General features: G+C 64.3%; 10 protein-coding genes. All 10 read right to left on the bottom strand.

The genetic code is table 11. From position 1 onward, the window contains the following. Positions 1 to 36: 36 nt before the first annotated feature. The 10 genes from QM470_RS14245 to QM470_RS14200 all read right to left on the bottom strand — a co-directional run bounded on the left by QM470_RS14245 (position 37) and on the right by QM470_RS14200 (position 11684). Entirely contained in the window at positions 37 to 660 is a 624-nt protein-coding gene (locus QM470_RS14245) for a DUF502 domain-containing protein (protein WP_283339720.1), read from the bottom strand. An 8-nt stretch (positions 661 to 668) separates the two neighbouring features. Continuing rightward, positions 669 to 947: an FmdB family zinc ribbon protein gene (locus tag QM470_RS14240; protein ID WP_283339719.1), complete on the bottom strand. Its 279-nt coding sequence runs from the start codon at positions 945 to 947 to the stop codon at positions 669 to 671. Between the two features lie 137 nt (positions 948 to 1084). Further along, entirely contained in the window at positions 1085 to 2548 is a 1464-nt protein-coding gene (locus QM470_RS14235) for a high affinity choline transporter 1 (RefSeq protein WP_283339718.1), read from the bottom strand. Positions 2549 to 2582: 34 nt separating this feature from the next. After that, positions 2583 to 4151: a ubiquinone biosynthesis regulatory protein kinase UbiB gene (ubiB, locus tag QM470_RS14230; protein WP_283339717.1), complete on the bottom strand. Its 1569-nt coding sequence runs from the start codon at positions 4149 to 4151 to the stop codon at positions 2583 to 2585. Continuing rightward, positions 4148 to 4753 carry a hypothetical protein gene (locus tag QM470_RS14225; RefSeq protein ID WP_280024004.1) on the bottom strand — a complete coding sequence of 202 codons (606 nt, stop codon included), beginning with the start codon at positions 4751 to 4753 and terminating at the stop codon, positions 4148 to 4150. Before QM470_RS14225 ends, ubiB begins: the two co-directional genes overlap by 4 nt. 33 nt (positions 4754 to 4786) lie before the next feature. Further along, positions 4787 to 5770, bottom strand: coding sequence for a Tim44 domain-containing protein (locus tag QM470_RS14220; protein ID WP_283339716.1), 984 nt, complete (start codon positions 5768 to 5770; stop codon positions 4787 to 4789). An 89-nt stretch (positions 5771 to 5859) separates the two neighbouring features. Beyond that, on the bottom strand, positions 5860 to 6591 hold the full coding sequence (ubiE, locus tag QM470_RS14215) for a bifunctional demethylmenaquinone methyltransferase/2-methoxy-6-polyprenyl-1,4-benzoquinol methylase UbiE (RefSeq protein WP_066540580.1): 732 nt from the start codon (positions 6589 to 6591) through the stop codon (positions 5860 to 5862). Between the two features lie 200 nt (positions 6592 to 6791). Continuing rightward, on the bottom strand, positions 6792 to 7277 hold the full coding sequence (locus QM470_RS14210; RefSeq protein WP_283339714.1) for a gamma-butyrobetaine hydroxylase family protein: 486 nt from the start codon (positions 7275 to 7277) through the stop codon (positions 6792 to 6794). Between the two features lie 55 nt (positions 7278 to 7332). After that, the gene (locus QM470_RS14205) at positions 7333 to 7788 is read right to left on the bottom strand and encodes an HIT family protein (protein WP_283339713.1); all 456 of its coding nucleotides are present in this window, start codon (positions 7786 to 7788) and stop codon (positions 7333 to 7335) included. Continuing rightward, positions 7785 to 11684, bottom strand: a complete 3900-nt coding sequence (locus QM470_RS14200) for a DUF3683 domain-containing protein (protein ID WP_283339712.1) — start codon at positions 11682 to 11684, stop codon at positions 7785 to 7787. The genes QM470_RS14205 and QM470_RS14200 overlap by 4 nt, the downstream gene beginning before the upstream one ends. Positions 11685 to 11789: the final 105 nt, after the last annotated feature.

Raw genomic sequence — 11789 nt, 5'->3', positions numbered from 1 at the left:
CTGCGCCCTCGTGGGACGCGCTGTTTGGGTTGTTTATCAGTTGGGCTCGTCGGGCACCGGCAGCGGCGGTGGCGCCACGACACCCATCGAAACGATGTACTTGAGCGCGGTGTCCACGCTCATCTCCAGCTCCACGCAATCGCTCTTGCGCATCAGCACAAAGTAGCCGCCCGTGGGGTTGGGCGTGGTCGGAACGAACACGCTCACATATTCATCGCGCAGGTAGCTGGCCACTTCGCCCGATGGCTGGCCGGTGATGAAAGCCACCGTCCACACGCCTTCGCGCGGCCATTGCACCAGCACGGCGGTGCGAAACGCGTTGCCGCTGTCGGAGAACACCGTATCCGACACCTGCTTGACGCTGGAGTAGATGGAGCGTACCACCGGGATGCGGGAAATGATGGCATCGCCCCAGCTCACCAACTTGCGGCCTACGAAATTGCTGGCCACACCGCCCACCAGCAGCAGGATCAGCAAAGTCAGCAGCACCCCGAAACCCGGGATGTGCATGCCCAGCAATCTATCGGGCTGCCAGTGCTCCGGCAGGATCTGCAGGGTCTGGTCCAGCGTGCCGATGATCCAGTTCAACACCCAGGCGGTGATGACGCCGGGCACGATGACCAGCAGACCGGTGAAGAGCCATTTGCGCAGTGCTGACATAGGGCGGCTTACACCTCGGCCGAAGCGGATGGGCAGCCCGCAGCCGCGCAGGCGCTGCCACCGCTGTCGCAGGCAGGCGCAGCGGCGGCCGCCTGGGAGGTCGAGCCGCCCTTGAAGTCGGTGGCATACCAGCCCGAGCCCTTGAGCTGGAAGCCCGGGGCCGTCAGCTGCTTGGAAAAGGCCTCGGCACCGCAGGCCGGACAGGCCGTCAGCGGCGCATCCGACATTTTCTGCAGAACGTCTTTGGCGTGGCCACAGGAGCCACACTTATATGCATAGATCGGCATAGCGCAGAGGGAGGAAAAAAGGATTTCGCAAAACCCTTCATTATAGGCAGCCAGACTTGGCGAAGCCCGGCAAGGCCCAATCCCCATCGGGCGCCCGTTGCCAAACCCGGCGGCGGGGCCCGCAACAAGACAGGGACTCAGACCCCGACAACCGGCGTGTCCGAGGTGTAGTGCACCACTTCATCACGGCGGTTGGTGATCCACTGCGGCAGCAGCGAACCCGCCACCATGCCGGTCATGGCCGCCAGCAGACCCGCCAGCTGCTGCGGGAACACGTCCGCCCAGCCCGGCACCACCATGAACAGCAGCCACACACCAATGCCCAACGTCACCGCGGCAATGGCGCCCTGGGTGCTGGCCTGCTTCCAGTACAGACCGAAGACCAGCGGCACAAAGGCCCCCACCAGCGGCACCTGGTAGGCGCTGGACACCAGTTCGTAGATGGGCGTGCCTTCCATCAGGATGGAATAGGTCAGCACGCAGGCCGCAAACACCAGCACGCTGATGCGCATGGTGAGCAGGTTTTCACGGTCGCTGGTCATCGGGCGGAACTGGCGCCAGATGTTTTCGGTGAAGGTCACGCTGGGGGCCAGCAAGGTGGCCGATGCGCAGGACTTGATGGCCGACAGCAGCGCACCGAAGAACAGCACCTGCATGACCACGGGCATCTTGTCCATCACCAGCGTGGGCAGCACCTTCTGCGGATCGTCTCCCAGCAGGGCCGTGGCCTCTTCCGGCATGATCAGCAGCGCGCTGGCCACCAGGAACATGGGCACAAAGGCGAAGAAGATGTAGGCGGTGCCACCGATCACGGTACCGCGCACGGCCGCCTTTTCGCTGTTGGCCGACATCACGCGCTGGAAGACGTCCTGCTGCGGAATGGAGCCCAGCATCATGGTGATAGCCGCGCCGAAGAAGAACAGGATTTCGTGCCAGCTGGGCTCGGGCCAGAACTTGAACAGATCGCGGCTGGTGGCCAGATCGATCACCTTGTCCGCGCCGCCAGCCATGTCGGCCGCAAAAAAGGCCAGCACCACCAGACCCAGCACCAGAATGATCATCTGGATGAAGTCCGTCACGGCCACCGACCACATGCCGCCCCAGAGGGTGTAGACCAGAATGGAGAGCACGCCGATCGCCATGCCCCAGGGCACGCTGATCAGGTCACCGGACAGCAGGTTGAACACCAGGCCCAGCGCCGTGACCTGGGCCGAGACCCAGCCCAGGTAGCTGAGCATGATGATCAGCGAGCAGACCACTTCGATGCCGCGGCCGAAACGGCCCCGGTAGTAGTCGCTGATGGTCAGCAGCGTCATGCGGTAGAGCTTGCCGGCAAAGAACAGGCCCACCAGGATCAGGCACATGCCAGCGCCGAACGGGTCTTCCACCACGGCATGGAGGCCGCCTTCGATGAACTTGGCCGGCACGCCCAGCACGATCTCCGAACCGAACCACGTGGCAAACGTGGTGGTGATGATCATGTACATCGGCAAATGCCGGCCGGCAATCGCGAAGTCGGCCGTGTTTTTCACCCGCCTGGCCGCCCACAGGCCGATGCCGATGGTGACGAACAGGTAAGCAATCACCATGAAGAGCAGCACGCTGGTTCTCCCGTTGAAAGTTGTTTTTGTAGATTCAGAAAATGAAGTGCGTCACTAGCAAGATGCGCACCACCACCAGGCCCAGCACAAAGCCCACGCCCCCGTACAGAATCATCTGCAGCAATCGGTTGGTGCGCTTCTGCTCGGCCAGCAGCTCCTGCATGGCCTGCTGGCTGCCGTGGCGGTCCTGCTGCAGGAACTGCTGCACCAGACGGGGCAGCTCGGGCAGCAGCTTGGCATAGCGGGGGGCCTCGGCCTTCAGCTCGCGCCACAGGCGTTGCGGGCCCATCTGGTCCAGCATCCACTTTTCCAGGAAGGGCTTGGCCGTGCTCCACAGGTCCAGATTCGGGTCCAGCTGGCGGCCCAGACCTTCGATGTTGAGCAGGGTCTTTTGCAGCAGCACCAGCTGCGGCTGGATTTCCACCTGGAAGCGGCGCGAGGTCTGGAACAGACGCATCAGCACCATGCCCAGCGAAATCTCGGCCAGCGGACGGTCGAAGTACGGCTCGCACACTGCGCGGATGGCGGCTTCTAGCTCGTCCACCCGGGTGGTGGGCGGCACCCAGCCGCTTTCGATGTGCAGCTCCGCCACGCGCTTGTAGTCACGCCGGAAGAAGGCCGTGAAGTTCTGCGCCAGATACTCCTTGTCGTACTCGGTCAGCGTGCCGACGATGCCGAAGTCCAGCGAGATATAGCGCCCGAAGGTCTCGGGCTCCAGGCTGACCATGATGTTGCCCGGGTGCATGTCGGCGTGGAAGAAGCCGTCGCGGAACACCTGGGTGAAGAAAATCGTGACCCCGTCGCGCGCCAGCTTGGGGATGTCCACCCCGGCTTCACGCAGACGCTCGATCTGGTTGATGGGAACGCCCTTCATGCGCTCCATCACCATCACGTCGGGGCGGCAGAAATCCCAGTACACCTCGGGAATCAGCACCAGATCCAGGCCGTCCATGTTGCGGCGCAGCTGCGCCGCATTGGAGGCTTCGCGGATCAGGTCCAGCTCGTCGTGCAGGTAGTTGTCGAACTCGGCCACCACCTGGCGGGGCTTGAGGCGCTTGCCATCGGCGGAGAGCCGCTCCACCCAGCTGGCCATCATGTGCATCAGCGCCAGATCCTTGTCGATCACGCGCTTCATGCCGGGGCGCAGCACCTTGACGGCCACTTCGCGCTCCTTGCCATCCCGGTCCACCACGGTGGCGAAGTGCACCTGGGCGATCGAGGCACTGGCCACGGGCACGCGCTCGAAGCTCAGGAACACCTGGTCCAGCGGCTTGCGGAACGACTTCTCGATGGTGTCCACCGCAATCTGGGGATCGAATGGCGGCACCCGGTCCTGCAGCTTGGCCAGCTCTTCCGCCACATCGGGCGGCATCAGGTCGCTGCGCGTGGACAGCACCTGGCCGAACTTCACAAAAATCGGGCCCAGCGATTCCAGCGCCTCGCGCAGGCGCACGCCGCGCGGCGCGTCCAGCTTGCGGCCCAGTGTCAGCACGCGGCGCAGACCGCGCAACCAGGGATGCTCGAAGCCGGAGAGCACCAGCTCGTCCAGCCCATAGCGCAAGGCCACCCAGAGGATGGTGGCGCCCCGCAGAAACTTGCTCATTGCGGCTGGCGCGGCTCGGCGTCGGCCACCGGCAGGTTGTTCTGTGCGCCGGAGGCAGGTGTGGCAGCCTCATCGGCCTTGGCCATGCGGGCACCGACGAACTGGCGCAGCCCCTGGGCCAGCTTGCGGGCCGCGCTGCCGATCATGTGGGCGGGCGTGTCACCGATGATGCGCGCCAGATCTTCTTCCACATCCCACTCGACGTTGTCGACCAGCCAGTGGATGTCGGCCGCCAGCTGCACATCACCTTCGATGCGGATGGCAGGCTTGTCGCCGCGCAGGGCCGTCTTGGCCAGCACCAGCGGGTTGCTGTCGGCAATTTCCAGCAGCAGGTCGGGGGTGGCACCTTCGGGGGCCAGATTGAACAGGCCGGCCGGCGTGATCAGCAGCGCCATATTGAAGTTGCGCCACTGCACCCGGGCCACACGCCCTTTCTGGCGCACCAGGCGCTCCATGGCCGCCTTCTCCTGCATCAGCACATGGTTGAGGAAGAGCACGACGCGCTGCTGGGTTTCGTGCACCAGCCACTGGGGCGGCTGCACGGTTTCCACCACGCGTTCGACCAGGCCGTTGAGAAAAGAAAAAGGGGACTGTGTTGCCATAGTCCCCCGATTATTCCTGAAGTGGAAAGATTTTTATTGCAGTGCCTGCAATCCCGCCACCAGCCAGCCGCTGGAGTTGCTCTTCGGCTTGGTCATATTCCAGACTTCGCGGAAGGGGCTGGGGCCTGCGGAGGCATCTTCGCGGATCATGCCCGAGAACTCCACACTGGCCATGTAGGCATGGCCCAGGTCTTCAATGCCCAGCAGCTGGGCTTCGATCATCACCACATCGGTCTGGTTGAGCACGCCGCCGCTCTGGGCTTCACGCTCTTGCAGCTGGGTCTTGATCTCGGACAGCATGTCGTCGGTCATCATGGAACGCAGCGTGGTGACATCGCCACGGTCCCAGGCGGCCTGCAGGGTCACGAAGTTGCGCTTGGCGGCTTCCAGGAAGCCTGCGGCGTCAAAGTCGGCCGGCACGCTCCAGTTCGGTGCCGATGCGGCCAGACCGGAGCCGATCATGCTGCCGCCGGTGGCCGGCACATGGTCCTGCTCCCAGGGGCGGGCCGATGCGTCGTTGCCCACATTCTTCGGGTTGTAGTCGCGCGGCTGTGCCACGGCGTCGGGGACCGGGGCACCCGCGCCCTGGAAGGCGAAAGGCGATGCAGCAGCGCTGGCGGCGGCCTTGGGCTTGTTGCGGGCGCGCATGACCATGCCGATCACCACCATCACGGCCAGTGCCAGCAGACCGAACATCAGCATGTTGGCGAAGGCTTCACCAAAACCCAGCGAGTGGGCCAGCCAGGCCAGACCCAGACCTGCGGCCAGACCGCCCAGCATGGCGCCCCAGGGCTTCTTGGCAGGCGCTGCCGGCGTGGCCGCCGGGGTAGCGGGCTTGGGGGTTGCGGCCTGTTGCTGGGCCGGTGCTTGCTGGGGTGCACGGGGCGCAGCATCACGCTGCGTCACATTGCTCGACTGCTTGCCCATGGAACCGCCACCGCCCATGCGTTTGGCTTCCACGGAGGGATGCACCACAGCCAACGCTGCGACCAAAACCACTGCCCACACCTTCATCATTGCTTTGCTCTCCTAATAATGGGAAAAAATTCCGAACTAACCAAAACCTTTTGCAAATCCGTACTGCATAGGTGCCTGTCCTTTCAGCGTCAGCACTTGATACCCACATGCAGGGCCACGATGCCGCCCGTCATATTGTGATAGTCCACATGCCCGAAACCCGCGTCCTGCATCAGGGTCTTGAGCGCTTCCTGCCCCGGGTGCATGCGGATGGACTCCGCCAGATAGCGGTAGCTGGAGTCATCGCCCGCCACCAGCTTACCCAGGAAGGGCAGCACCTTGAATGAGTACAAGTCATAGGACTTCTCCAGGGGCTTGGCCACCTTGGAGAACTCCAGCACCAGCAGCTTGCCGCCGGGCTTGAGCACGCGGTTCATTTCCTTGAGCGCGGCATCCTTGTGCGTCATGTTGCGCAGGCCGAAGGCCACGCTCACCAGATCGAAGTGCGCGTCGGGGAACGGCAGCTTTTCGGCATCGCACACCAGGGTGGGCAGGATGATGCCCTTGTCCACCAGACGGTTGCGGCCCGTGCGCAGCATGGCTTCGTTGATGTCGGTGTGTACCACGCGGCCGCTGTTGCCGACCTTCTTGGAAAACGCCATCGACAGATCGCCGGTCCCCCCCGCGATGTCCAGCACCTGGTCCCCTTCCTTGAGGTTGGCCACCATCACGGTGTAGGCCTTCCAGGCACGGTGCAGACCGCCGGACATCAGGTCATTCATGATGTCGTACTTGGACGCGACCGAGTCAAACACGCCGCGCACGCGGCTGGCCTTGTCTTTCTCGTCAACGGTCTCGAAACCAAAATGTGTGCTGCTCATAGGACAGGAATGTAAGCAGCCCCGGGCGGCTCGTACAGCGACAACCCCGTAGTGCAACAGGGCATCACTTCAAGCCAAAGGGGCGATAAACGCTTGCGCCACGTGCAGCGCAAGCTACTTTAACTATAGCACCGCAGAGAATTGGACTGCCGTACGGGGTCCAAGTTCCTGCCGTCGCCACGAAGGTAGGTTGCGCGGGATCAGGCGCCGCAGCCGCAGGAACCGCTACCGCAGCCGCCACCGCTGCTGGCCGGGGCCTCGGCGCTGCTGCTGCCGCAACCACCGCCCGTGCCGCAGCTGCCGCCGCTGGCCTTGCCGGGCATGGGCGTGTCACGGTCCACACCGGCCGCCGCCAGGCGCGCCAGATAGTCGGCCCACAGCGCCTCCTGCTTGCTGCCCATCTCGTACAGATAGGTCCAGGTGTACAGGCCGCTTTCGTGGCCGTCGCTGAAGAAAGGCTTGAGCGCGTAATTGCCCACGGGCTCCAGGTTGACGATGGTCACATCGCGCTTGCCGGTCTGCAGCACTTCCTGGCCCGGGCCGTGGCCCTGCACTTCGGCCGAAGGCGAATACACGCGCAGCAGTTCAAACGGCAGACGGTGCACGGCGCCGTCGGCATAGCCCAGCTCCAGCACGCGCGAGGCGCCGTGCAGGGTGATGGACTGGGGAAGAGGCATGTCAGTCATGGCAATTACCTATCTAAAACCTGCGCTGCTGGTGCACATGCAGCTGCTGTTGTGTTCACGTCCGCGCATCCAGTGCCGCGGCGATCGCGCAGTCCGTGGCGTCGAGCTGGGCCTGCACCGCGGCCTCCTGGACCGGATCGCGCGGGCGCTGCACCGCGGCCCAGACGGAACCGGGAAAGTGGCTGTCCCAGCGCCAGCGCGCAATCACGTGCCAGTGCAGATGGGCCACCATATTGCCCAAGGCGGCCAGATTGACCTTGTCTGGCGCCAGCCGGTCGCGCAGCACGCGCTCCACAGCGGCCACCAGTTCCATGCACTCGGCGCGCTCGGGCGCGCTCAGGTCGGTGAACTCGGCTGCATGTGCCGTCCACACCACGCGGTAGAAGGCGGGAAAGCCCTCTTCCTGCGCACGGATCACGCGGGCATTGCGCCCTTGCCAGACCAGCGCGCCCCCCAGGCCGTCGCACAAGGGGCAGCCGGCCGGTGCGGAGGGGGCCACGGCGGTGCTCACAGCAGCACCCGTTCGATGCCGCCGTTGTTGGCGCGGGCCACGTACTCGGGCAGCCAGTTCTCGCCCAGGATCTGCTTGGCCATCTCGATCACGATGTAGTCGGCTTCCAGCAGGCCATCCTTCAGGTCATTGCCGTAACGGCTCAGCCCTTGCAGGCAGGCGGGGCAGCTGGTCAGGATCTTCACGTTTCCCTTCTCACCCACCGCCCCCTTGGCGCGCAACTCGGCCTCGCCCTTCAGGATTTCCTGTTCCTTGCGGAAACGGATCTGGGTGGAGATATCGGGACGCGACACCGCCAGCGTGCCGGATTCACCGCAGCAGCGGTCGCTCTTGATCACGCCGTCGCCCACCAGGGCCTTCACGGTCTTCATCGGGTCCTGCAGCTTCATCGGGCTGTGGCAGGGGTCGTGGTAGAGGTAACCGCCCTGGCCTTGCGGCAAGGTGATGCCCTTCTCCAGCAGGAACTCGTGGATGTCGATGATGCGGCAGCCCGGGAAGATCTTGTCGAAATGGTAGCCCTGCAGCTGGTCGTAGCAGGTCCCGCAGGACACCACCACCGTCTTGATATCCAGGTAGTTCAGCGTGTTGGCCACGCGGTGGAACTGCACCCGGTTGTCGGTGATCATCTTGTCCGCTACGTCGTACTGGCCGCTGCCGCGCTGCGGGTAGCCACAGCACAGATAGCCCGGAGGCATCACGGTCTGCACGCCGGAGTGCCACAGCATGGCCTGCGTGGCCAGGCCGACCTGGCTGAACAGGCGCTCGGAGCCGCAGCCGGGGAAGTAGAACACCGCTTCCGTGTCCGCACTGGTGGTCTGCGGATTGCGGATGATGGGCACGTACTCCTTGTCTTCGATGTCCAGCAGCGCGCGGGCCGTCTTGTTGGGCAGACCGCCGGGCAGCTTCTTGTTCACGAAGTGGATCACCTGCTCCTTGAGTGCAGGCTTGCCCACCGAAGCCGGCGGGTGCTTGAGCTGCGGCTTGGCCACCGCATGCAGCAGGTCGGACGCAATGCGCTGCGCCTTGAAGCCCACGCCCACCATGCCCTTGCGCAGCAGCTTGATGGTGTCGGGGTTGGTGGCATTGAGCATGGCCATGGCCATCTTGTTGCCCGGATTGAAGCTCTTCTTGCCCATCTTGCGCAGCAGATTGCGCATGTTCATGGTCACGTCGCCGAAGTCGATCTTGACCGGGCAGGGCGTGAAGCACTTGTGGCAGACGGTGCAGTGGTCGGCCACATCCTCGAATTCCTGCCAGTGCTTGATGGACACGCCGCGGCGCGTCTGCTCCTCGTACAGGAAGGCTTCCACCAGCAGCGAGGTGGCCAGAATCTTGTTGCGCGGCGAATACAGCAGATTGGCGCCCGGCACGTGCGTGTTGCACACCGGCTTGCACTTGCCGCAGCGCAGGCAGTCCTTGACCGAATCGGCAATGGCGCCGATGTCGCTTTGCTGCATGATCAGCGACTCGTGCCCCATCAGGCCAAACGATGGCGTGTAGGCATTGGTCAGGTCGGCATACATCAGCGCTTCGCGCGGCGAGCGGGCAGGCACCAGGCCGCTCTTCTCGCGGATCAGCTTGCCGCGGTTGAAACGGCCTTCCGGGTCCACGCGCTGCTTGTAGTCGGCAAAAGGCTGCAGCTCCTCGTCGCTCAGGAACTCCAGCTTGGTGATGCCGATACCGTGTTCACCCGAGATCACGCCATCCAGGCTGCGGGCCAGCTGCATGATGCGCGCCACGGCTTCGTGGGCGGTCTGCAGCATCTCGTAGTCGTCAGAGTTGACCGGGATGTTGGTGTGCACATTGCCGTCACCGGCGTGCATGTGCAGCGCCACCCACACGCGGCCCTTGAGCACGCGCTGGTGGACCTGTGCCGCCTCGTCCAGCAAGGGCTTGAAGGCTTCGCCGTTGAAGATCTGTGCCAGCGGGGCCTTGATCTGCGTCTTCCAGCTGGAGCGCAGCGTATGGTCCTGCAGCTGCGGGAACAGGGTGGCCACGTCGCGCAGCCAGCCGGCCCACAGGGCACGCACTTCCTGCACCAGCTCCACGGCCTGGAGCACACGGTCTTCCAGCAGCTCGGCCGTGGGAATGTCGCCGGCGTCGTCCTGCTTGCCCAGCGGCAGATTGCCCTGCTGCAGGAAGGCCAGCAGCGCATCGCACAGCTTGATCTTGTTGCGCAGCGAGAGTTCGATATTGATGCGCTCGATGCCGTCGGTGTACTCGGCCATGCGCGGCAGCGGGATCACCACGTCTTCATTGATCTTGAAGGCGTTGGTGTGGCGGCTGATGGCTGCGGTGCGCTTGCGGTCCAGCCAGAACTTCTTGCGCGCTTCGGCACTGATGGCGATGAAGCCTTCGCCGTTGCGCGAATTGGCAATGCGCACCACTTCGCTGGTCACCCGCGCCACCTCATCGGCGTCGTCGCCCACGATGTCGCCGATCAGCACCATCTTGGGCAGATGGCCATCGCCCTTCTTGCTCTTGGTGGCATAGCCCACGGCACGCAGATAGCGGTCGTCCAGATGCTCCAGGCCGGCCAGCAGCACGCCGCTGCGCTTTTGCTCGGCGAACATGTAGTCCTTGATCTCGACGATCGAGGGCACGGCATCCTTGGCGTTGCCGAAGAACTCCATGCACACCGTGCGCGTATGGGCCGGCATGCGGTGCACCACCCAGCGGGCGCTGGTGATCAGGCCGTCCGTGCCTTCCTTCTGCACCCCGGGCAGGCCGGAGAGGAACTTGTCCGTCACGTCCTTGCCCAGGCCTTCCTTGCGGAACTTGTGGCCGGGAATGTCCAGGCGTTCGCTGCGCACTGGGGTCTTGCCATCCGCCTCGAAGTACTTCAGCTCGAAGCTGGCCATCTCGGCGTCGTGGATCTTGCCCAGGTTGTGGTCCACGCGGGTCACTTCCAGCCACTGCGCATCGGGTGTCACCATGCGCCAGCTGGCCAGGTTGTCCAGCGCCGTACCCCACAGCACGGCCTTCTTGCCACCGGCATTCATGGCGATGTTGCCGCCGATGCAGGAGGCTTCAATCGATGTCGGGTCCACGGCGAACACAAAGCCGCCACGCTCGGCCGCATCGGCCACGCGCTGGGTCACCACGCCGGCCTCGGTCCACACTGTGGGCACGGGGTGGCTCACGCCAGGCAGCTGCACCATCTCGACTTCGGTGATGGCATCGAGCTTTTCGGTGTTGATCACCACCGAGCGCCAGGTCAGCGGAATCGCGCCACCGGTATAGCCGGTACCGCCTCCGCGCGGAATGATGGTCAGGCCGATGTCGATACAGCCTTTGACGAGGCCGGCCATCTCCACTTCGGAATCCGGGGTCAGCACCACAAAGGGGTATTCCACCCGCCAGTCGGTGGCATCGGTCACATGGCTGACGCGCGACAGACCATCGAACTTGATGTTGTCCTTGTGCGTCAGCTTGCCCAGCGTCTTGCGCACGCGCTGGCGCAGCTTCTCGGCTTCGTCGAAGGTGCGGTCGAACTCGCGCACGGCGTTGTTGGCCGCCTCGATCAGCTCACCCACCAGGGCGTCGCGCTGGGCATCGGCCTCGGGGACGCGGCGCTTTTGCACCTCGGCCATGCGGTGTTCCAGCGCCTCCACCAGCTGCTTGCGGCGGTCGGGGTTGTGGAACAGGTCGTCCTGCAGATAGGGGTTGCGTTGCACCACCCAGATGTCGCCCAGCACTTCGTAGAGCATGCGGGCAGAACGGCCAGTCTGGCGTTCGCTACGCAACAGCTCCAGCACGCTCCAGGCGGGCGCGCCAAGCAGGCGGATCACGATTTCCCGGTCAGAAAACGAGGTGTAGTTATAGGGAATCTCGCGGAGTCGGGCAGGTTCAGCCGTCTTGCCCAACAAGGCGGCCTGCGCAATCGGTGCATTCATGTGGTGGACCGGGGGTGGGCACCCTGAAGGGCGCTCCTTAGCCATGGGGAGCGTGATTTTATGCCAGGGCCCTGGTTTCTGCCGGGGTTCACCCTAAGCCACCGC

The organism is Comamonas sp. 17RB (assembly GCF_030056555.1).
In the GTDB taxonomy this organism is placed as follows: domain Bacteria; phylum Pseudomonadota; class Gammaproteobacteria; order Burkholderiales; family Burkholderiaceae_C; genus Comamonas; species Comamonas terrigena.
The sequence above is the reverse complement of the archived record's forward strand: the minus strand, read 5'-3'. Positions and strand labels throughout refer to the sequence as shown.